The organism is Mesorhizobium sp. HAY1-8B (assembly GCF_056868045.1).
The window spans coordinates 5,914,093-5,934,752 of the sequence record NZ_CP200321.1; the positions used below are offsets into that span (position 1 = coordinate 5,914,093).

Genomic DNA, 20,660 nt, shown 5'->3' on the forward strand with positions numbered 1-20,660 from the left:
CCGTTGGAAGCCGGCCCGATAACTGACATGCCCATACCAAGTAGGGACCTGCCGTGGACCGTCATCTCAAAAATCACAGCCGGCGAGCCTTGGGGGCATACTATACATCAGCGCCAGTGGCGGATCTGCTGTGCAGGTGGGCTGTAAGAACCGGCACCGACTTGGTGCTTGAACCGAGCTTTGGGGGTTGCGAATTTATCGCCGCAATCCAAAGGCGTCTCATCTCGCTTGGCTCGTATGCGCCGTCGAAACAGGTCATGGGAACCGACATCGACCCCTCCGCTTTTCAGGTGCTTAAAGAGCGAGGCTTTTCGACCGAACCGACGCAGTTCAAGAATGAGGATTTTCTATCACTTTCAACTGACGCCTTTGATGTGCCTGGATTTGACGTCGTCGTCGGGAATCCGCCCTACGTTCGCCACCATGTATTTGGTCAGACGATTCGAGAGAATGCCAAACTTGTAAAGAAAGCCATTGGCATAGACATGCCAATGCAAGCAAATCTTTGGGCATTTTTTCTATTACAAGCGACCCGGTTTTTGCGCCTTGGTGGGAGGGCGGCATTTGTATTGCCCCACAGTTTCTTGCACGCAACCTACGCAGAAAAAATAAGACAGTACATTGCGACGCATTTCAAAGAGGTACAAGCCTTCTCAATCAGAGAACACCTATTTGAAAACGAGGGAGCCAGTGAGAGATCGGTTCTCTTGTTCGCCGACGGCTGGGGTCAAAGACGAAATGAGGCTAGTTCGACAATTTCGATAGTTGCCGTCAATGACATAAATGTTGTCAAGAATATTCTCTTTGGCAATGCTGATATTCCGGAGTCCCCAAAGCGCCTTGACGAACACGGTCTGGACCTAGGACGGACTCGACAGTTAGGCGATCTATGCAAGATTAGAATCGGATTAGTCACGGGCGATTCAAACTTCTTCCTTTTCGACGTCGAAAAAGCACGGCGAACCAGGATCACCGGCAATTGGCTTTTGCCAATAGTATCTAAGGCCGATCAAATTAACGGGCTAACAGTTTCCGCCAATGACTTATTGACCGCGTTCGCCTCTGGCGAACGGTCGGCAATTTTAGATACGAGATCCGGCGATACAGAGATCGACGCCGAAGTTACAACATATTTGGAAAAAATGGATGAGGCTAAAATAGCGAGCAATATTACTTTCCAAAAGAGAGATATTTGGCATCAGCCGTTCGATCATTTGATTGCAGATGCGTTCTTCACTGGAATGTCCCACATTGCCCCAAGAATGGCTTTAAATCCGGAGCGTCTGCATTGCACTAATACCCTCTATAGAATCTTCTTCGATTCCGCTGCGGCTCTTTCAAAAAAGCAAATCGCCCTTTCACTGGCATCGTCGTTTGGGCAGCTGTCAGCGGAACTCGAAGGCAGGCCATACGGATCAGGCTTGCTCAAGCATGAGCCCCGCGACGTTAGAAGGTTACGAGTGATTCTCGACGGCCCGGACGATGCTGCCGTCGACGCCGCATTCCATAAAGTAGACATTCGTTTGCGCAACAAAGAATATCATAGCGCAGCACAGATCGCAGATCAGTTTTGGATTGACAGGGGCTTCCTTCACAAAGAATCGCTTCGCGAGATAGAAAGAAGCCTCGGCCGTCACCGTAAAATCAGGCTGCGGAGGACTCAATAGGTTTCGATGATAACGCCCTTCAATTTCTCGAGATTGGACGGCAAATCGATGAAAGGCGAAACCATTATCTTATCCAGCCAACGATGCTTTTTTGCACGATCAAGCAGCCTCTCTCCGTCGAAAACATGCTGATGCAGCACTGCTTGGATTAGTTCCCCGTAGGGAGAATGATCGAGGCTGGCTACGCCACCACCTTTTTTCCTCTCATCGACGAGATACCCGAACATCGACTTTACGGACAAATCAAAGGTTAGAGATGCTGCCCTGATCGTTTGCGCCAACCGTTGAAGATCGCGTGGAAGCGCGGCCGACTCCCAATGGGCTTGTAGCAGAACGATGATCTCAGCAACCTCGCGAAATTCCTTGTGATCTTTGGCGAGAATCTCAGAGCCGGCCAGCTTATCGAACTGGTCGATAGATAATTCGGCGTGCTCCAGCATTGCGCGTATTTGCGATGCTACACGAAGTTTGGCCCAACTGACTTTATCCGTTTTGTATGTCAGATCGTGCGTGGCGATTGCCCAAGCATGCTGAAGGAAAGTTTTGACCTGAATTTCGAAGCGAACATCATTGATAGGCTGCCGCCCTCGGAACGATTCCTTTAAATTGGCATAAAGGCGAAGATCGTCGAAATGAAATTCCGTAGGCCTGCTTTTGGTTGCCGTACTGCTGGCCGGGCGACGTTCAACGATATCAAATACATCCTCGACGAGCGCGGTTGCTCGCGTGATCTCCGTTGAATTCCTGACAACAATAGTGCACGCAAATAAATCATCAATGGCCATATTCGAATGGCATAGGCCAGCTTCAATTTTCTGCGCGAAACTCTCGATAGATTTAAGTCGAGAAGTAAAATGCCACTCTGGGGGAAACTTTTTGCTTAACGCTATTACATCGCTCTCGACGAGGCTGCTCAGTTTCAGCTGGTCGTCGTAAGCATCCCTTATTGCTTTATCAATTTTCAATTTTCAAAGCCCGGCGAAGTGCGCTGAAACGTTTGGCCCGTTGCGGAAATTCGGTCGTCGCACTCTGATTGGCGTCAAAGTAATCCAAGGCTTCAGGAGAAGCCAACGACCCATAATCTACCGCCGTTTGGAGTGCATCCTCGCCTGGAATCGGTGCAGTTCTTTCGATTTTCTTCTGCTGCGCAACCGCGTCTATCTCCGAAACGAACTTCAAGTACCGGTCACTCAACTCCGTATCACTAGGCAGCCTCTCTCGATCAAGAACGAGAACGGCCCACAAAGTGTACAGATTGGAGACGCTCGACAAAAATGCGGATACCGAATTATCTGCTTCATAGATTTTTTGGAGGTCAGATCGGGATTTTGCTAATCGCTCAGAGAAAGACTCTTTGTTGAAAGCTAAGTCGGGATTTTCAGGATCCTCATAATTGGCATAGGCTTCATCAATTAAGTTGTGTTCAAATCCGACGATACGATCGTCAATTACAACCATGAACAATTCTGCAATGAATTGCGCATCTGCCATTCGACGAGCTCGACCAGCAGTTACTATGCCAAGATTTCGCCAGATAGGCTCTTCAAGTTCTCGGTCAACCTCATTGCTGAACCAGCCATCATAACGAGCATTTCTAAGCTCCTGCTGAGTAAGCTTGCGAGAGTTTTTATTCATTCTTTCAAAAATTTCATTTACGACGGTACTGTCAACATCATCAAAATACTCTACGACAAATGGATAGTTTAGAAATTGGTTTCTCAACGGAGTGTCCGCAAGGATATCTTTCCAACGTTTATTGTTGAGGCGATCATCGCCATAGTCCTCTGGAATACGGAGTTTTCCTTGAGAGAACCGTATGATCGTCTCAATCCGTTGCTTCCCGTCTACAATATGAAAGACCGCACCTCCTGTCTGGTCGATTGTCTTGTGCAGGTAGATAGGAGGGCATGGAAAGCCACGGAACAGCGTGTCCAAAAAATATCTCCTATCTTTGGGGGTCCACACGCTTCTCCGCTGATACGGCGGCGACAGGTCGAGCCTGCTAAGCGCATGTTGATCCAGAAACCAAGAGATATCTTGAGTGCCAGGCCGCCTGTTGATTTTTAGCAAGTTGATAGTCCCAACTAGATTTTTGACACGGGCCGTAATGCTATATTATTGGGGAATATTTGCAAAAAGAAAATTTGTTGACCGCAGAATAGCTACCAAAATTGCGGCCAGTAACTCCCCCTCACCAGAATTATTCGTCTGCTCAGGAACGGCGGATAAAGTTTGTAACTTTATGTCGGCCAAACAAAGTCCGACGAAGATTGTAACCTAGGCATTCACCCCCCAGCCAACCGCGGCAGCAGAAAAATCTCCGCGCCCGGCGGTAGCTCCTTGCTCCACGTATCCCGATAAATCACCCCGTCGATCGCGACAGCAATCCCGCGATCGATCCACGGCTCGAAGCCGGGATACTGTTCAGCCAGTTTCCTGAACAGCTCCCTGATGTCCTTGGCTTCGACCTCGACCTTGCTCTTGCCGCCGGCGAGCTGGCCGAGCGCGCCCCAAAGGGTGACTTCGACCAGACTTAACCTCCCCGTTCCGCCTCGATGGCCGCGAGAATCCGTGGCGGCGACATCGGGATGTGGGTCATGCGCACGCCCGCCGCGTTCGACACCGCGTTGGCGATCGCCGCCAGCGGCGGCACGATCGAGGTTTCGCCGACGCCGCGCACGCCATAGGGGTGGTTGGGGTTGGGGATTTCCAGGATCTGCGTGTCGATCATCGGCAGGTCGGAGCACACCGGGATGCGGTAGTCGAGGAAGCCGGCGTTCTGCAGCCTTCCGTCCTTGCCGTAAATATACTCCTCGTTGAGCGCCCAGCCGATGCCTTGCGCGGCACCGCCCTGGTACTGGCCCTCGACATAGGTCGGGTGCACCGCCTTGCCGGCATCCTGCACCACCGTGTAGCGGATCACCCTGGTCGAGCCGGTCTCGGGGTCGACCTCGATGTCGCAGATATGGGTGGCGAAGGAGACGCCGGCGCCGTCGGCGACGAGCTCGCTGTGGCCGGCGATCGGCCCGCCGGTCTTGCCGGACTGCGCCGCGATCTCCTTCAGCGAGAGCTTGCCGAGATTGCCGTGCTTCTCGCCCTTGGCGACCGCGTGGCCCTGTTCCCAGACCACGTCGTCGACGGAAATGTCCCACATCTGCGCGGCGCGCTCGCGCAGGATCTTGATCGCGTTGCGGGCGGCCGAGATGGTCGCCATCGAGGAGGAGAAGGTGCCGCGGCTGCCGTCGGTCATGTCGTTGTAGCCGAGGGTGGAGGTGTCGGCGACCACCGCCTTGAGCTGGGCATAGTCGATGCCGAGCTCCTCCGCCGCCACCAGCGACAGCGACGCGCGCGACCCGCCGACATCGACCGTGCCGACGGCCAGCGACACCGAGCCGTCCATGCCGATGTTGAGGTCCACGCAGGTCTGGCCGCCGAAGTTGAACCAGAAGCCGCAGGCCATGCCCCTGCCCTGGTTCTTGCCGAGCGGCGCCTTCATGTGCGGATGGTGCTTCACCGCTTCCAGCGTCGGGCCGATGCCGATCGGTCCGTAGACCGGACCGTAGGACGAGCGTGTGCCTTCCTGGGCGGCGTTCTTGATGCGGAAGTCGACCGGGTCCATGCCGATCTCCTTGGCGAGCTCGTCGACGGCGCTTTCCACCGCGAAGGCCGCCATCGGCGCCGAGGGCGCGCGATAGGCCGCGGTCTTCGGCCGGTTGACCAGCACTTCGTAGCCGACCGTCTTGACGTTATCGAGCTTGTAGCAGGCGAACGCCGTCATGGCGCCGATCTCGGCCCAGGCGCCGGCATAGGGGCCGCAGGAATAGCGCAGCGTCGCTTCGGCGGCGGTGATGGTGCCGTCCTTGCGGGCGCCGATCTTGACGTCGATCGAGGTGGCGCTGGTCGGCCCCGAGGCGCGGAACACCTCGTCGCGTGTCATCACCAGCTTCACCGGCCGTCCGGCCTTCCGCGACAGCGCAAGCGCCACCGGCTCGGCCCAGACATGGGTCTTGCCGCCGAAGCCGCCGCCGATCTCCGAGGAGGTGACGCGCAGCTTCGAGGCTTCCATGCCAAGCAGCTGGGCGCAGTGCTGGCGATAGACGAAATGGCCCTGCGTGCAGACCCAGAGGTCGGCGGTGCCGTCGGACGAGACGCTCGCCACGCAGGCATGCGGCTCGATATAGCCCTGGTGCGTCTGCTCGGTCTTGAAGGAGCGCTCGACGATGAAGTCGGCGTGGCCGAAACCCTGGTGGACGTCGCCATGGCCGAACTGGCTGCGCTTGGTGACGTTGGAGGGTTTTACCGGCTTTTCCTCCAGCCCCTCGGTGAAGATCGTGTCGTTGATCAGCGGAGCGTGGTGCCGCATCGCCTCGTCGACATCGGTGACATGCGGCAGGATCTCGTAGTCGACCTCGATCAGCTTCAGCGCCTGCCGCGCCGTGCGGGCGTCGACGGCGGCGACCGCGGCCACCGCATGGCCGTCATAGAGCGCCTTGGTGCGCGCCATGCAATTGTCGAGGATGTCGTACATGGCGGCATCGCCATCGGTCAGGTCGGGCAGGTCTTTCGCCGTGATCACCGCCTTCACGCCGTTCAGCTTTTCCGCCTTCGACGTGTCGATCTTCCTGATGATCGCATGCGCGTGCGGGCTGCGCAGCACGCGGCCGACCAACTGGCCGGCCATGTTGAAGTCGGCGCCGTAGCGGGCGCGGCCCGTCACCTTGTCGACGCCGTCGGGGCGGATGGGGCGTGTGCCGACGGATGTGAATTTACGCCCGGAAAAACGCGGATCGAAATTCATCTTCAGGCTCCCTTCATCACATGTGCCGCGTCCTGGACGGCGCGCACGATCTTGTCATAGCCGGTGCAGCGGCACAGGTTCCCGGCGAGGCCGAAGCGGATCTCCTCCTCGCTCGGGTCGGGATTCTTGGCGAGCAGGTCCTTGGCCGCGATCAAAAAACCCGGCGTGCAGATGCCGCATTGCAGCGCGGCATGCTCGAGGAATTTCTGCTGCAGCGTGTGCAGCTGGTCGCCATGCGCCATGCCCTCGACGGTCTCGATACGCCGCCCTTCGGCCTCGGCGCCCAGCACCAGGCAGGAGCAGACCAGCCGGTTGTCGAGGATGATCGAGCAGGCGCCGCAGTCGCCGGTGCCGCAGCCTTCCTTGGCGCCGGTCAGGCCGAGCCGGTCGCGCAGCACGTCGAGCAGCGTCTCGTCAGGCTGGCAGAGATATTCGATATTGTCGCCGTTGATTGTCGTCGAGACTGCTATGCCAGCCATCATTTGCCTCCTGCACGTGCGTAGGCTGATGTGGCGGCACGTTTGGCCAGCACACCCGCAACCTTCCGTCTGAATTCGATGGTACCGCGCTTGTCGTCGATGGGGCGGCAGGCGCCGGCGCAGACTTTTGCCAGCCGCTCAAGCGCTGCCTCGTCCAGCTTCCTGCCGATAAGCGCCTCGGCGGCCTCCTCGACCAGCAGCACGGTGGGTGCCGCAGCACCCAGCGCCACGCGGGCGGCGGTGATGACGCCGTGTTCGTCGATCGTCAGGTTCACCCCGGCGCTGACCACGGCGATGTCCATCTCGGTGCGCGGAATGAACCTGAGATAGGCGTCGCCCGAGCGCGGCGTGCGCTTGTCGAGCAGGATCGCCTCGATGATCTCGCCCTTGGCGAGCGAGGTCTTGCCCGGTCCGGTCGGCACGGCCTCAACGGGGATGGTGCGCTTGCCCGAAGGCCCGGCAACCACGGCCCTTGCACCCGCCGCCACCAGCGCCGGCACGCTGTCCGCCGCCGGCGAGGCGTTGCACAGATTGCCCGTGATTGTGCAGCGGCCCTGCACCTGCTTGGAGCCGATCAGCTTGGCCGCCTCGACCACGCCGGGCCATGCCTTCTTCAGGGCCACGTTCTCGCCCAGCACGGCGCAGGGAACGGCGGCCCCGATGCTGAAGCCGTCGGCCGTTTCGCGGATTTCGCTCAAGGACGCGATCGACTTGATGTCGACGATCAGGTCGGGCTCGACAAAGCCCCCCTTCATCCTCACCAGAAGGTCGCTGCCTCCGGCCAGGATGGCTGCCGTGCCAGCCGATCCGGCCAGTTGGCCGACGGCATCTTCGATTGAAAGCGGACGTATGTAGCGCATCGTCTCCCCTTGGATATCGCGATTTCAGCGACCGTTATAAACACTCTCCTCATAATGGCTATCCGGTTCGTCATTTGCGACGATTGGTCCAGCCGCCGCAAAATCGAGTCCCAAATCAACCGGAATTGCCCTACGCCAAGCCTGCACGGCCGCATTGCCGCCGGTTCTCAAAAATTTGAGAGCCTGTGTCGGATCGGTCAAGCCCCGTTCGTCCTTGGGACATCGAACACGCATCATGAAAGGACACGATATGCCCGGAACCGTACGTTTGCACCGCGTTCTCACCACCAGCCCGGAGAAGGTCTATCGCGCCTTCGTCGAAGCCGACGCGCTGGCCAAGTGGCTGCCGCCGAACGGCTTCACCTGCACGGTCGATCATCTCGAGGCCAAGGTCGGCGGCACGTTCAAGATGTCCTTCCGCAACTTCACGACGGGCGGCGGCCATGCCTTTGGCGGCGAGTATCTCGAACTCGTTCCCGGCGAGCGCCTGCGCTACACCGACCGGTTCGACGACCCCAATTTGCCCGGCGAGATCCAGGTGACAGTGATCCTGAAAAAGGTCTCGGTCGGTACCGAGATCGACATCACCCAGGCCGGCATCCCCGACGTCATCCCGGTCGAGGCCTGCTATCTCGGCTGGCAGGAATCGCTGCGGAACCTGGCAAAGCTCGTCGAGCCCGAGATCAATCAATAAGGCCAGTCCGGAAAGTGCCCGCCACCGATGGCATGTCCGTCGGCGGCGGTTGTGCATCGAGGGCCTTGACCGCGCGATCGCGGGCGTGAATCCTTTCCCGGCCAAGGGAGGAGTTCCATGCGACATCTGTTGGTTGTGTTGCCCGCCTTGATCCTGGCGACAGCGGCGCAGGCGAGTACGATCTATTACGGCAACAAGGTGGGGATGGAACTGACCATCGTCAAAAAGTCAGGCATCGGCTCCACGCATGCCAGCATCCTGGCCAAACACGACAGGCGCAAAGCGGGTGTCTACTGCCGCGAATATGGCCACGATTTCTCCAAGGAGTGCATTGACGCGGAAATGAAGGCGCCTCTGCACTTCGAGATCACGGCCAACTGCAAGACCGGCAAATTCACCACCTTCTACGGCGCCAACATGCTGTTCCAGGGCCGCAACAAGGGCACGGACGTGACCACCGACTATCTGATCACATCGATCGATGACAATGTGGTGCTCGATGGCTCCGGCGCCTCGTCATACGATGTCACGCTGGACCAGTTCAAAGCGCTCTGCCCCAATCGCGTACGCTAGCGGCGTTTGCGACACTGCGCCGATCAGGGCAAACGGCGGAGGAAACGCGTGACCCTCACCAACCGGGATATCGTCGAGATCACTGAGTGGCGGCGCAAGCTGCACCGGCAGCCGGAAATCTCCAATGAAGAGGAGAAGACGGCGCAAGAGGTCGTCTCCTTCCTCGCCGATACCGGCCCGGACAAGGTGCTGACGGGATTGGGCGGGCACGGCGTGGCGGCGGTCTATGACAGCGGCAAGGCCGGCCCGACCGTGCTGTTCCGCTCCGAACTCGACGCGCTGCCGATCGAGGAGCTTTCGGGCGTGCCGCATGCCTCGCGGGTGCCGGGCAAGTCGCATATGTGCGGCCATGACGGACACACCGCGATCCTGGCCGCCCTTGGCCGTCAGCTCGGCCGAGAACGCCCGGCAAGCGGCCGCGTCGTGCTGATGTTCCAGCCGGCGGAGGAAACCGGCAATGGCGCCGCCGGCGTCGTCGCCGATCCCCGCTACGGCGAGATCGCGCCCGATTTCGCCTTCTCGCTGCACAATCTGCCCGGCGTGCCGTTCGGCGAGGTGCGGCTGAAGCCCGGCGTGGTCAATTGCGCCTCGCGCGGCATGCGCATCGTGCTGGAAGGCAAGACCGCGCATTCCTCCATGCCGGAGACCGGTATTTCGCCCATGCCGGCGATCTCGGAGCTGATGCCGGCTTTGCCCGCGCTCGGCCGCGCCACCTTCGCCGATGACGATTTCTCCATGGTCACCGTCACCCATGCCGAAATGGGCGAAGCCGTGTTCGGCATCGCGCCCGCGCATGCGCAGGTCTGGGCAACGCTGCGCACCCGCCGCGACGAACGCATGGCGGATTTGTGCGCCGCCGCCGAGGCGCTGGCCGGGGAGATCGCGGGCAGGCACCGCCTTTCCGTCCGCTGGGATTATCACGAGATCTTCGTCGCCAGCGTCAACGCGCCGGATGCGGTGGAACACCTGCAACGCGCGCTTCAGGAAGAAGGCGTCGTGCATGGTGAAGAAGCCCTGCCGATGCGCGCCTCGGAAGATTTCGGCCTGTTCGGCCACAGCGCCAAATCGGCGATGTTCTTCCTGGGCGCCGGCGAGCGCCACCCGGCGCTCCACAATCCGGACTACGACTTTCCCGACGACCTGATCCCGATCGGGTCGAGGATCTTCATGCGCACGGCACGCAATCTGCTGGGGTGAGTTCGCGCGCCGCCGCAAGCCGGTCGCTGCCTCGGAAACCGCGTTCGCCCGCGCCTGTCAGGCGGACTTGAGGAACGGGCGTTTGTGGAGGGCCCTCTTTGCCTGGAAATTCGCGGCGGGAACGGGTCGGCCGACGCGAAAGCCCTGGATCTTGTCGATGCCGAACTCGCGCATGAGGGCGATCTGCTCGTCGGTTTCCACCCCTTCGACCAGGATCTGGTGGCCGCGATTGCGGACCAGGGCAATAATGTCCTGGAGCATGGCCATGCCCTTCGGGGTGCCGCAGTCGTGAAGAAACGAGCGGTCGATCTTGACCGTATCGAAATCGATCAGACGCAGCCATGAAAGGCCGGCGAATCCGGTCCCGAAATCATCGAGCCAGATCTTGATGCCAAGCAGCTTCAGGTCGCTGATGCAGCGCAGGATGTCCGAATGCATCTCCATCTCAAGCCCTTCGGTGATTTCGAAGGCCAGCCTGTTGCCGGTCACGCCGGTCTCGCCCAGAATGGTCGCGACGGACGCCGCGAAGCCAGGCGTCTTGAGCTGGATCGGAGAGACGTTGACGCTGACGAGAGGGATGTGATCGTCCGCCAGGAGTTCGCAGCAGACCGTCCTTATCGCCCAGCGCCCCAGTTCCAGGATCGCGCCGGTTCGCTCCGCGACGGGAATGAACAGGCTCGGTGGAACCAATGTACCGTCGAGCATCTTGAGACGCATCAGCGCCTCCACGGCTTCGACCCGGCCCGACACGACATCCTGGATAGGTTGATAGACGAGCGAAACGAGGCCCTGGCCGATCGCGATCTTCAGCAAGGCCGCGAGGTTTTCGCTTTCGTCGCTGCTTTGCGGATCGGTCGGGTCGAACAGCCGGGCACAATTGCGGCCGCTGGCCTTCGCCAGATAGAGCGCGCGATCGGCCTCGTGGATGATCTTCTCCAGCTTGGCACCGGCCTGCGTCCTGGTGAAGGCGGCACCCACGCTCGCCGTGACGATCGAGATCCCATCCCGCCTGAGTTCGTGGGTAAGCGCCAGGTTCTCCACCGTGCGGCAGATGGCTTCCGCCAGTTCCGCCACCTGGCTCTTCTTGTCCATGCGGGCGAGCACAATGAATTCCTCGCCGCCATAGCGCCCGATCGAGCCATTGTGGTTCTTGATCAGATCGCTAAGAGCATTGGCGACATGGATCAGGCAGCGGTCGCCTTCCTGGTGGCCGTAGCAGTCGTTGAATTTCTTGAAGAAGTCGACGTCGATGAGGATGGCCGCGAACTTGCTGCCAAGCTTTTGCCAGTCGCTCCAGTAATCGCGCAGCTTCTCGTCGATCGCGCGCCGGTTCTCCAGGCCTGTCAGCGGATCCGTCCGCGACAGCCTCAGCAGGGCCTTGCCGCGTTCGGTGGCCTCCTTGTGCTGGATCTTGGCCTCGAGAGCGTTCAGGAAGACGTTGTAGCGCTCCTCGTTCAGCTTCCAGTTCACATAGGAGGTGAACGTGAAGCACGAAACGTAGAAAGTACCAAACACCATCTTGTACGTCAGCGACGCCGGAACAAAGTAATTTACCACATACAAGATGCACAATATGATTGTCGACGTTATGATCGACACTTTGAACCTGAACGTAAAAAATAGATTGGCACTCATCATGAAAATGGTGCCGAACACCATGTAATAAGCGACGCTTTCCTTGTTTTCACCCATGGATGCCGGCAACAACCACCCGATATAGCCAAAGATGATGGCCGCGGCGCAAGTCACGTCAAGCCATTCCGTCGCGGCTCCCCGGCGAAGCTGTGCTTCCAGGACCAGCAGTGCGGTCAGGCCAACCGCGAAGCGCGCGGTGATCGTGTAGGCCGCCACGTCAGGTATCAGCAGCAGATCCGATGCCGAAAACAGCAAATAGATGACGACGGCGATCCACAGGCCCGGCCTGGCTTCCGCCCTTCGCTTCGCCTGGGCTTCCCTGCGGTAAAGGATGCGGAGTTCGTCGGCCCCCAGTTCGTGACGCGGATCGTACGGTTCCACATCCACCGTGTCGGCCAATCTGGATGACGCGCGCTCGTCCACAAACCCCTGCTGAAGGGGACTTTGCGGTCCGAACTCTTTTCCAGCTTCTGCCCCCACGCAGGACGACTCCTTGGGACGCGACACGATTGCCACGCGGTAAAATGCAGTGGCGCCAGACAAGTTTGCGTTAACTCGAACCCAGAATCTTATCTGCAAGATCGCTAATAAATTGAGATGGTTAGCGGGAAATTAATCATAACAATAAAATGCGGTCGGCCCGCGTTGGCAAATGGAGCATTCTAAGTAATAAGTTAACTGACTGTTAACCAAGGAGTCCTGGTTGTGCAAACCGTGTTCGATGGCCAAAGCCTGATTACCGCAGAGACGATCGCCGGCAGTCTGCGTAAAGGCACGCTTGAGCATCATGGCGAAGCGTTCGAAACCGCCCGCGCGGAACTGGCGCTCATCCTCCACGCGACACAGCAACAGGTCGAGCAGCAGAAATTTCCCGCCGAGATCGTCCGCCGCCTGCTGTCGCTGCTCAATGCGCTGCGTGCCAAGGTTCATCCCGATGTCTGGCAAGCCCTGATACCGGTGGCGCAGAACCACCCGATCCTGAACTACTTCCTCCAGGATCCGCTGACGCACTGGTCCTTCACCAAGCCCAGGGGGTATTCCGGCGACGCGGAGCTGCTCGACTACATCTATTGCGACCCGCACGTGGCCGAGAGCGTGGCCAACGCCTCGGAGATCGGCAAGGCGCTTTACAGCCATACCCAGAACGTTCCGTCATGCGTCGCGGCGCGGGAACGGCGCGATCTCCTGACCCGCTATGTCGATGAGGTCGCGGCCCGGAACGGACCCGAAACCGAGGTGCTGGCGATCGCCGCCGGCCATTTGCGCGAAGCCAATCGCTCCGTCGCCTTGGCCGAAGGCGGTCTCAAGCGTTGGGTCGCGCTCGACCAGGATCCGCAGAGTGTCGGACTGATCGCGCGCGACTTCCAGGGCACCGCGGTCGAGGCCATCGACGGCTCGGTGCGGACGGTGCTCACCAGGGGCCACAAACTCGGCAAGTTCGACCTCATCTACGCCTCCGGCCTCTACGACTACCTCCAGCACAACGTCGCCGTGAAGCTGACCAAGACCTGCCTGCAGATGCTGAAGCCGAACGGTACATTCCTGTTCGCCAACTACGCCGAGGGAACCCCCGACGCCGGCTACCGGGAAACGTTCATGGACTGGGTGCTGCTGCTGCGCTCGGAAGTCGACATGTGGAACATCGTCAATGCCAGCGTCGACCGCAACACCGTCGAGGCGCGGGTGTACTTCGGCGAGAACCGCAACGTGCTGTACGCCGTGATTGAAAAGCGCGGTTAACGACTTCCGCTAAACCTGCCATCAGGCCGGCGGTGATGCTTGCGCATCGCTGCCGGCTGCCAAAACGTCGCTGAGCGAAATCGGCGCCAGGTCGCCCCTCATCAGTATCCGGTGCCGCGGCCGAAGGATCCGCGTCCGCTGGCAGCACCAGCTCGGCTTCGTCGGTGACATAGCCGACTAGCGATAGTCGCGGATGAAGCTGATCCGCCCTTCCCGCCAAAGGCTGCGGCACGGGCGCCGCGGCACATGTTGCTCGTTCACACGATTCCGGTGTCACAAGGACGATAGCGGGCAGCGTTATGGTGACGCGCGACGGGTTGATTCGTGGAACATGAGCTACCGACCAGTCCGCCGGGTCGGCGCCCCCGTCAACTCGTTCACGCCAAGCCACAGGACCTGCGATGGCCATACAATTTTCGCCTTGATTGATCGGTCCTCGTGCTATCGATCCAGGCTCGGCAAGGTCCTCGAGACGCATCACTCCGATGATGTCGCCCGCCTCGCCGACCGCGAAACCCACCTTGAAACAGCTTCCTTGCAAGAGACATCAGATGTGGCTGAGTGAATTCGAGATCGTCCTGCGCGACCGTGTCGTCCCGAACGGCGCCGTCAGGATCGAAGACGGCCGGATTGCCGAGATCCGCGACGCGCCTGTCGAGCATGCCGACATTGAGGGCGGCGGGCGCCTGCTTCTGCCGGGCTTCATCGACATGCATGGCGACATGGTGGAGAAGGAAGTCGAGCCGCGCACCGGCGTCCACGTGCCGATGCGGATCGGCATCGCCGAGCTCGACAAGAAGCTTGCCTCATGTGGCGTCACCACGGCCTATGCCGCGCTCTCCTTCATCGGCGCCAGCGTCACCAGCGGCGTGCTGCGCTCGGAAGATCATACGTCGGCGATTATCGAGACCATGGCCGAACTGAAGGACGACCTGCTGGTCGACCACCGCATCCATGCCCGCTTCGAGGTGACCTTCACCCCCGCGATCGCCATGCTGCAGAAGCTGATGGATGCCGGTCGGCTGCACCTGATCTCGCTGATGGATCACACACCCGGGCAAGGACAATACCGCGACGTCGAACTCTACATCGCCCGCATCGCCAACGAGCGCGGCATGTCCGTTGCCGCGGCCTCCGAGGTCGTCGGCAAGCGCATGGCCGGCCGCAAGGGCCAGGGCGATGTGCTGAACGCGCTGCAGGACCTGTCGGCCCGCGCGCGGGCCCATGGCGTCGTGCTGGCCTCGCATGACGACGACACATTGGAGAAGGTGGAGCTCGTCCATGGCCTGGGCGCCGCGCTCAGCGAATTCCCGGTGACGCTCGAGGCAGCGCGGGAAGCCCGCAGGCTCGGCATGCACACCGCCATGGGCGCGCCCAACGCGTTGCGCGGGGAATCCTATTCCGGCAATCTTTCCGCGCGGCAGGCCTACGAGGCCGGGCTGCTCGACATGCTGGCCAGCGACTACCACCCGGCCTCGATCCTGCCGGCCGTGCTCGGCCTGGCGGCGCTGCGTGGCGAAGGGCTCGTGACGGCGGCGGCGCTGACAAGCGCCAATCCTGCCGGGGCCCTGGGGCTCACGGATCGCGGCGCCATCGAGCCCGGCCTCCTGGCCGATCTCGTGGTGGCCGACCGCCATCCGGTGCCACGCGTCCGTGCTACCTTCCGCGCCGGCCGGATGATCTACGGCGATGGCACGCTGGCACCGGCGCGGAAAGCGGAGCGCCTTGGCCACGCGAGTTGAACGGTACCGGCTGTGTTCGAATTGCGCTGAAGCTGCTCCGGGAACGTGTGAAACGGTGGCTTGCCCTAGACGTCGAGCATGACCGTCATGCCGCGCACCTCGGCCATTTCCAGCAGCAGGTCCTGCAGGGTTTCGACGGTCAGCGCCGCACCGGTCATGGCCAGCAGCTCGGCGACACTCTCTTTCATGGAAATGACCGCGACTCCGGTTTTCTCCGAAAGCAGCCGTCCAATGGCCGCGCGGATAAGGGCATTCTGGTCAGACATGATTCCCCTTCTCATGCTGGGATAACGGCGGTGTTTTCTTCTATGATATGCTCTTTGTACAACTTATGCGAGCTTCAACTTACGCTTGCAACCCGTCCGGCGGACGATCTTTCAAGTCATTTTGTTGACGCCAGCCGCCCAGCACCGTGAGTGACTGCAGCAGCGACCCGGCTCCAGGCCTGAAAGCATCCATTGCGGCGAGCAGGGCCAGTGGCACTTCGTGCCGGTAGAGCCCGATGAATGTCTTGCCTCCCACCGTCGCCGGCAACTCCGTGAATCTGTCGAAAATGGAATACGTGCCTGTCGGCTCGTTCAGGATCTCAAAACGGTCCAATGCAAACCTCGTGTTCCCCCCGGGGAGTCGTTAACGCAACCGTTCGCCGGAAGTTGCAACGGGTGATGTTTTTTTTATCACAATGGAACGTATATGCCAGTGGCATCGCCGACTGGGCCCATGCCATGCGGCGGGACGCGCAAAAAATCGCTTGGAGACCGACGTCTGAACACGGCCAGCGGCCGCAGGAACAACACGTTCCGGCAAAGACTGCTTGTTGGCCCTTGCCGAAGCTGGCGGCCTCGCTCATCCATGGCCTGGAAACGCCCCAGGGACCAGAAGATGACCGATGCCAGCCTGCACATCGTCGAAGCCACCATCGAACAATTGCGCCGTGCGCTCGACGAGGGCCTCGCCACCAGCGTCGAACTGGTCGGGGCCTATCTCAGGCGCATCGCGCATTTCGACCGTCACGGCATCAGCCTCAACGCCGTTCCGGTGCTCAATCCTGATATGTTCGAGGAGGCCGCCGCTTCCGACCGGCGGCGGCGCGACGGCGCCTTGCTCGGGCCGCTCGACGGCATCCCCTACACCGCCAAGGACAGCTACAAGGTCAAAGGCCTGACGGTCGCCGCGGGCTCGCCGGCCTTCGAGCATCTCGTCGCCAACGAGGACGCCTTCACCATTGCCCGGCTGCGCGCCGGCGGCGCGGTGCTGGTCGGCCTCACCAACATGCCGCCAATGGCCAATGGCGGCATGCAGCGCGGCGTCTATGGCCGCGCCGAAAGCCCCTACAATGCCGATTACCTGACAGCCGCCTTCGCGTCGGGCTCGTCCAATGGCTCCGGCACGGCGACATCAGCCAGTTTCTGCGCTTTCGGGCTGGGCGAGGAAACCTGGTCGTCCGGGCGCGCGCCGGCCACCAACAACGCGCTGGTCGCCTACACGCCCTCGCGCGGCGTGATTTCCGTGCGCGGCAACTGGCCGCTGGTGCCGACCATGGATGTCGTGGTGCCGCACACGCGCAGCGTGCCCGACATGCTCGAACTGCTCGACGTGATCGTCGCCGAGGATCCTGAGACGCGAGGCGACTTCTGGCGCGCGCAGCCCTGGGTCGTGCTGCCCAGGAACTCGGAGGTGCGGCCGCCACGCTACACCGAATTGACGCTCGGGGGTTCGCTGAAGGGCAAACGGCTCGGCGTGCCCCGCATGTATATCGGCCGCGACGGCGAGGCCAACCGGCCGATCGAAACCCGGGCCTCGGTGCTTGCACTATGGGAACAGGCAGCCGCCGACCTAAGAAGGCTGGGCGCCGAGGTGGTGGAGGTCGATTTTCCTGTCGTCTCCAATTACGAACGCGACCGCCCCGGCGCGCGCACCATGGCCGAGCGAGGGCTGGTGCCGCCGGATTTCGCCGACCGCGAAATCTGGGACCTGTGCATCTGGGGCTGGGACGATTTCCTGCGCGCCAATGCCGACCCGACGCTGCCCGATCTCGCCTCGGTCGACGGCCCCAGGATCTTTCCGCAGCCGCCCGGCACGCTGCCCGACCGCTATGAAGGCGGCTTCGATGTCGCTGAATATGTCGAGCGCGCCAAATCCGGTGTCACGCCCTTCAAGGACATCCCGACTATTGCAGATGGGCTGAAAGGGTTGGAAACAACAAGGCGCGTCGATCTCGAGGACTGGCTGGACGCAAACGGCATCGACGCCGTCGTGCTGCCCGCCGTGGCTGATGTCGGCCCCGCCGACGCCGACATCAGCGAGGCGTCGGCCGCGCTCGCCTGGCGCAACGGCACCTGGGTCGCCAACGGCAATCTGGTCTGGCGTCATTTCGGCATCCCGACCGTCACCGTGCCGATGGGCACCATGGCCGATATCGGCATGCCCGTCGGCCTCACCTTCGCCGGCAAGGCCTATGACGACGAAAGCCTGCTGCGCATGGCCGGTGATTATGAACGCGCCACGCAGCGCCGCACGAGCCCGCCACGCACGCCGGAGCTGGCCGATGATGTGTTTTCACGCCGGTCCACTCGAGCCGGCAGCGGCAAGGCGCCACCACTCGCAATCGCGCTTGCCGCCGAGACGCGCACTTTGGACGGACGGGACGAAATCGTCATCGCGCTCGATCTGCCCATCGAGGCGACGAACGCCAGCATCAAGGTGCACGTCAACGGAGAGCCCGTCGCCATGCAGCGGAGCGACGCGCGCTTCAAAGGACGGGCGCTTGTTCCGGCCGCCGAGCATCAGCGCTTCCACAGCGTCTGGCGCGGCTCGTATGGCTCGATCGTTACGGCGGTGGTGCGATTGGAGGATGGACGCAGCGCGGGCGCCTACACCGTCACCGGCGGGATTGGATGAACGCCAGTTGCTAGGAAGGCAGCGAAGCCAGCCATTCTTCCCAAAACTCCTGCTGCATATGGACGAAAACCGGAACCACGTCAGGGCCATCGTCAAATATGTCGACCAGATCGGTCTGCTGGGGAAGCTGTCCCATCTTCACCTTGCAGGCCATCAGGCCGCGACTTTTCTCCATCACGGTATTTTCGGGATAGACATTGGCACTTGCCCCGTAACAGAAGGGCAGCAAGCCATCGACTTCGAGTGCCTGACGGATCTGGAACAGAGCCTCGAAAAAGTCTTCCTCATCGGCCTTGATAACCTTGCCGCGGTAGTCGCATGTGAGGCTGCAGACGGCGCCGTCCACATGCAGTGTAAACACGGCTTCCTCGTCTCCGCCCGTGCCCCCTCCGACCAGGAATACAGTCCGCTGGTGATCCATTCTGTCCCCCTCGCCATTCACCGGATGGTAATTCGATAGCGGCGGCTTTCCAGCCATTGCAGGAATGCGGACACCGCTGCCGCCTTGGTTCCCGGCTGCCCCATTGCAATTGGTGACCGGTATAGGTCAACCCCGCGCCGCCCAGAGCAAACCGCGTTCCACGATCAGTGCCATCTCAGGCACCGCGAACTCATCCGCCGTGTGCCCAAGCGAACTGTAGAAGATCTTCCCCGCGCCATACCGCCGCTTCCAGACCACCGGCATGACGACGCCGCCAATGCCCGGGAAATGGGCATCGCGGAACGTCGTCGTCGCGAGCACCTCATTGCTCGGGTCGACATGCATGTAATACTGCTCCGACCGATAGGCGAAGTCGCCGATCCCCCTGGTGATCGGATCGTCCGGCCGGGTAATGACCACCCGGTAGTCGATGATGTTGCCGGGATGCGCGACCCACTGGCCGCCGGTCATGAACTGGTAGTCGGGCTCGTTGCGAAAACTGTCGCCCATCGTGCCGTGGAAGCCGCCGAGCCCGCTTCCGCCCCGAACGGCCTGCGTCAGGTTCTGAAGCTCGGCCTTCTCGATCGTCGACATCGTAATGACGGGCACGATGAGGTCGAAGGAAGGCAATTCCGGATCTGCGAACATCGCCGTGCCCTCGCCCAGCGCGACATCAAATCCGTTGCGCTCAAGTAGTTTGCGCACAACCTCGGCGCTACGCTCGGGCGTGTGGCCTTCCCAGCCGCCCCAGGCAATCAGGGCCCTCTTCGCCATGCCGTGAACCTCCCGATCCGCACGCCGCGCTTCGGGAGATGGTTACACGGCGCGGCCGTCAGCGCCAGCCCAGCGCTGGCGCGACATGGGTCAGGATCGCCTCGATGACATGGGCGTTGTAGTCGACGCCGAGTTGGTTGGGCACGGTGAGCAGCAGCGTGTCGGCCTCGGCGATCGCCTCGTCCTGCGCCAATTCCTTGATCAGCACATCCGGCTCGGCGGCGTAGCTGCGGCCGAAGATCGCCCTGGTGTTCTCCTCGATGAAGCCAATCTGGTCGCGGCTTTCATTGCCACGCCCGAAATAGGCGCGGTCGCGGTCGTCGACCAGCGCGAAGATGCTGCGGCTGACCGAGACGCGCGGCTCGCGCGCGTGGCCGGCCGCCTTCCAGGCCTCGCGATAGACCCGGATCTGCTCGGCCTGCTGGATGTGGAACGGCTTACCGGTCTCGTCGAATTTGAGCGTCGAGCTCTGCAGGTTCATGCCGAGCTTGGCCGCCCATTCCGAGGTGGCGTTGGTGGCAGCACCCCACCAGATGCGCTCGCGCAAGCCTTCCGAATGCGGCTCGAGCCTGAGCAGGCCGGGCGGGTTGGGGAACATTGGCCGCGGATTGGGCTGGGCGAAGCCTTCGCCGCGCAGCGTGTCGAGGAAGACCTCGGCGTGATGCCGCGCCATGTCGGCGTCGCTTTTGCCCTCATGCGGCTGGTAGCCGAAATAGCGCCAGCCATCGATCACCTGCTCGGGCGAGCCACGACTGATGCCGAGCTGCAGGCGGCCTCCGGCGATGATGTCGGCGGCACCCGCATCCTCGGCCATGTAGAGCGGGTTCTCGTAACGCATGTCGATGACGGCGGTGCCGATCTCGATGCGGCTGGTCTTGGCGCCGACAGCCGCCAGCAGCGGGAATGGCGAAGCGAGCTGGCGGGCAAAATGATGCACGCGGAAATAGGCGCCATCCGCGCCGAGCTGTTCGGCCGCGACGGCGAGATCGATGGATTGCAGCAGCGCGTCCGAAGCCGAGCGCACCTGCGATTGCGAAGAGGGCGTCCAATGCCCGAATGACAGGAAACCGATTTTTTTCATGGCCCTGAAGTATATGCGAGCGGCGCGTGCTTCAATGCCAAAACAGTGGGGTTACACACCGTCGCCCCGCGCGATACCAAAGGGGATGAACGCCGTGG

General features: G+C 61.1%; 20 protein-coding genes. 7 read left to right on the forward strand and 13 right to left on the reverse strand.

Annotation, left to right across the window (positions count from 1 at the left end; all coding sequences use genetic code 11):
• Nucleotides 1-53: 53 nt before the first annotated feature.
• Entirely contained in the window at nucleotides 54-1,667 is a 1,614-nt protein-coding gene (locus AC1VON_RS28425; RefSeq protein WP_483125650.1) for an Eco57I restriction-modification methylase domain-containing protein, read from the forward strand.
• Here AC1VON_RS28425 and AC1VON_RS28430 read toward each other — a convergent pair.
• The 7 genes from AC1VON_RS28430 to AC1VON_RS28460 form a co-directional block, all read right to left on the reverse strand.
• Nucleotides 1,661-2,632: a hypothetical protein gene (locus AC1VON_RS28430; protein WP_483125651.1), complete on the reverse strand. Its 972-nt coding sequence runs from the start codon at nucleotides 2,630-2,632 to the stop codon at nucleotides 1,661-1,663. The two genes, AC1VON_RS28425 and AC1VON_RS28430, sit on opposite strands and share 7 nt — an antisense overlap.
• Nucleotides 2,622-3,737 (reverse strand): GmrSD restriction endonuclease domain-containing protein, encoded by a 1,116-nt coding sequence (locus AC1VON_RS28435; protein ID WP_483125652.1) that lies wholly within the window; start codon nucleotides 3,735-3,737, stop codon nucleotides 2,622-2,624. The genes AC1VON_RS28430 and AC1VON_RS28435 overlap by 11 nt, the downstream gene beginning before the upstream one ends.
• Nucleotides 3,738-3,952: 215 nt before the next feature.
• On the reverse strand, nucleotides 3,953-4,198 hold the full coding sequence (locus AC1VON_RS28440; protein WP_095200421.1) for a MoaD/ThiS family protein: 246 nt from the start codon (nucleotides 4,196-4,198) through the stop codon (nucleotides 3,953-3,955).
• Between the two features lie 2 nt (nucleotides 4,199-4,200).
• Entirely contained in the window at nucleotides 4,201-6,465 is a 2,265-nt protein-coding gene (locus tag AC1VON_RS28445; RefSeq protein WP_483125653.1) for a xanthine dehydrogenase family protein molybdopterin-binding subunit, read from the reverse strand.
• Between the two features lie 2 nt (nucleotides 6,466-6,467).
• On the reverse strand, nucleotides 6,468-6,944 hold the full coding sequence (locus AC1VON_RS28450) for a (2Fe-2S)-binding protein (protein WP_172349299.1): 477 nt from the start codon (nucleotides 6,942-6,944) through the stop codon (nucleotides 6,468-6,470).
• Entirely contained in the window at nucleotides 6,944-7,804 is an 861-nt protein-coding gene (locus AC1VON_RS28455) for an FAD binding domain-containing protein (RefSeq protein WP_483125654.1), read from the reverse strand. Before AC1VON_RS28455 ends, AC1VON_RS28450 begins: the two co-directional genes overlap by 1 nt.
• Nucleotides 7,805-7,828: 24 nt before the next feature.
• A complete protein-coding gene (locus tag AC1VON_RS28460; protein ID WP_483125655.1) occupies nucleotides 7,829-8,005 on the reverse strand; it encodes a hypothetical protein in 177 nt (58 codons plus the stop codon).
• Nucleotides 8,006-8,054: 49 nt separating this feature from the next.
• Between AC1VON_RS28460 and AC1VON_RS28465 the strand changes: the two genes are divergently transcribed.
• From AC1VON_RS28465 to AC1VON_RS28475, 3 genes are all read left to right on the forward strand, one after another.
• Nucleotides 8,055-8,498: an SRPBCC family protein gene (locus tag AC1VON_RS28465; protein WP_483125656.1), complete on the forward strand. Its 444-nt coding sequence runs from the start codon at nucleotides 8,055-8,057 to the stop codon at nucleotides 8,496-8,498.
• Between the two features lie 117 nt (nucleotides 8,499-8,615).
• On the forward strand, nucleotides 8,616-9,071 hold the full coding sequence (locus tag AC1VON_RS28470) for a hypothetical protein (RefSeq protein WP_172349296.1): 456 nt from the start codon (nucleotides 8,616-8,618) through the stop codon (nucleotides 9,069-9,071).
• A 48-nt stretch (nucleotides 9,072-9,119) separates the two neighbouring features.
• On the forward strand, nucleotides 9,120-10,268 hold the full coding sequence (locus tag AC1VON_RS28475) for an amidohydrolase (protein ID WP_483125657.1): 1,149 nt from the start codon (nucleotides 9,120-9,122) through the stop codon (nucleotides 10,266-10,268).
• A gap of 57 nt (nucleotides 10,269-10,325) precedes the next feature.
• On the opposite strand, the gene AC1VON_RS28480 is transcribed toward AC1VON_RS28475, so the two are convergent.
• Nucleotides 10,326-12,326, reverse strand: coding sequence for a putative bifunctional diguanylate cyclase/phosphodiesterase (locus AC1VON_RS28480; protein WP_483125658.1), 2,001 nt, complete (start codon nucleotides 12,324-12,326; stop codon nucleotides 10,326-10,328).
• A gap of 282 nt (nucleotides 12,327-12,608) precedes the next feature.
• Here AC1VON_RS28480 and AC1VON_RS28485 point away from each other — a divergent pair, with 282 nt between their 5' ends.
• Both AC1VON_RS28485 and AC1VON_RS28490 read left to right on the forward strand, forming a co-directional pair.
• Nucleotides 12,609-13,643, forward strand: coding sequence for a class I SAM-dependent methyltransferase (locus AC1VON_RS28485; RefSeq protein ID WP_172349294.1), 1,035 nt, complete (start codon nucleotides 12,609-12,611; stop codon nucleotides 13,641-13,643).
• A gap of 551 nt (nucleotides 13,644-14,194) precedes the next feature.
• The gene (locus AC1VON_RS28490) at nucleotides 14,195-15,385 is read left to right on the forward strand and encodes an alpha-D-ribose 1-methylphosphonate 5-triphosphate diphosphatase (RefSeq protein ID WP_172349293.1); all 1,191 of its coding nucleotides are present in this window, start codon (nucleotides 14,195-14,197) and stop codon (nucleotides 15,383-15,385) included.
• A 65-nt stretch (nucleotides 15,386-15,450) separates the two neighbouring features.
• On the opposite strand, the gene AC1VON_RS28495 is transcribed toward AC1VON_RS28490, so the two are convergent.
• Together AC1VON_RS28495 and AC1VON_RS28500 are read right to left on the reverse strand one after the other, a co-directional pair.
• Nucleotides 15,451-15,651 (reverse strand): hypothetical protein, encoded by a 201-nt coding sequence (locus AC1VON_RS28495; protein WP_172349292.1) that lies wholly within the window; start codon nucleotides 15,649-15,651, stop codon nucleotides 15,451-15,453.
• A 79-nt stretch (nucleotides 15,652-15,730) separates the two neighbouring features.
• A complete protein-coding gene (locus AC1VON_RS28500) occupies nucleotides 15,731-15,985 on the reverse strand; it encodes a hypothetical protein (protein ID WP_172349291.1) in 255 nt (84 codons plus the stop codon).
• Nucleotides 15,986-16,267: 282 nt separating this feature from the next.
• Between AC1VON_RS28500 and AC1VON_RS28505 the strand changes: the two genes are divergently transcribed.
• Nucleotides 16,268-18,286 (forward strand): amidase, encoded by a 2,019-nt coding sequence (locus AC1VON_RS28505; protein WP_483125659.1) that lies wholly within the window; start codon nucleotides 16,268-16,270, stop codon nucleotides 18,284-18,286.
• Between the two features lie 10 nt (nucleotides 18,287-18,296).
• On the opposite strand, the gene AC1VON_RS28510 is transcribed toward AC1VON_RS28505, so the two are convergent.
• The 3 genes from AC1VON_RS28510 to AC1VON_RS28520 all read right to left on the reverse strand — a co-directional run bounded on the left by AC1VON_RS28510 (nucleotide 18,297) and on the right by AC1VON_RS28520 (nucleotide 20,562).
• Nucleotides 18,297-18,707, reverse strand: coding sequence for a hypothetical protein (locus AC1VON_RS28510; protein ID WP_483125660.1), 411 nt, complete (start codon nucleotides 18,705-18,707; stop codon nucleotides 18,297-18,299).
• 126 nt (nucleotides 18,708-18,833) lie between these two features.
• Nucleotides 18,834-19,481: a ThuA domain-containing protein gene (locus AC1VON_RS28515; RefSeq protein WP_172349289.1), complete on the reverse strand. Its 648-nt coding sequence runs from the start codon at nucleotides 19,479-19,481 to the stop codon at nucleotides 18,834-18,836.
• Between the two features lie 58 nt (nucleotides 19,482-19,539).
• Nucleotides 19,540-20,562, reverse strand: a complete 1,023-nt coding sequence (locus AC1VON_RS28520; RefSeq protein WP_483125661.1) for an LLM class flavin-dependent oxidoreductase — start codon at nucleotides 20,560-20,562, stop codon at nucleotides 19,540-19,542.
• Nucleotides 20,563-20,660 lie beyond the last annotated feature (98 nt).

What these genes read in the sequence shown, in the direction of transcription:
- AC1VON_RS28470 (WP_172349296.1), top strand. Translation starts at nt 8,616, where the DNA reads ATGCGACATCTGTTGGTTGTGTTGCCCGCCTTGATCCTGGCGACAGCG.
- AC1VON_RS28490 (WP_172349293.1), top strand. Translation starts at nt 14,195, where the DNA reads ATGTGGCTGAGTGAATTCGAGATCGTCCTGCGCGACCGTGTCGTCCCG.
- AC1VON_RS28510 (WP_483125660.1), bottom strand. Translation starts at nt 18,707, where the DNA reads ATGGATCACCAGCGGACTGTATTCCTGGTCGGAGGGGGCACGGGCGGA.
- AC1VON_RS28495 (WP_172349292.1), bottom strand. Translation starts at nt 15,651, where the DNA reads ATGTCTGACCAGAATGCCCTTATCCGCGCGGCCATTGGACGGCTGCTT.
- AC1VON_RS28445 (WP_483125653.1), bottom strand. Translation starts at nt 6,465, where the DNA reads ATGAATTTCGATCCGCGTTTTTCCGGGCGTAAATTCACATCCGTCGGC.
- AC1VON_RS28515 (WP_172349289.1), bottom strand. Translation starts at nt 19,481, where the DNA reads ATGGCGAAGAGGGCCCTGATTGCCTGGGGCGGCTGGGAAGGCCACACG.
- AC1VON_RS28450 (WP_172349299.1), bottom strand. Translation starts at nt 6,944, where the DNA reads ATGGCTGGCATAGCAGTCTCGACGACAATCAACGGCGACAATATCGAA.
- AC1VON_RS28505 (WP_483125659.1), top strand. Translation starts at nt 16,268, where the DNA reads ATGACCGATGCCAGCCTGCACATCGTCGAAGCCACCATCGAACAATTG.
- AC1VON_RS28520 (WP_483125661.1), bottom strand. Translation starts at nt 20,562, where the DNA reads ATGAAAAAAATCGGTTTCCTGTCATTCGGGCATTGGACGCCCTCTTCG.
- AC1VON_RS28465 (WP_483125656.1), top strand. Translation starts at nt 8,055, where the DNA reads ATGCCCGGAACCGTACGTTTGCACCGCGTTCTCACCACCAGCCCGGAG.
- AC1VON_RS28455 (WP_483125654.1), bottom strand. Translation starts at nt 7,804, where the DNA reads ATGCGCTACATACGTCCGCTTTCAATCGAAGATGCCGTCGGCCAACTG.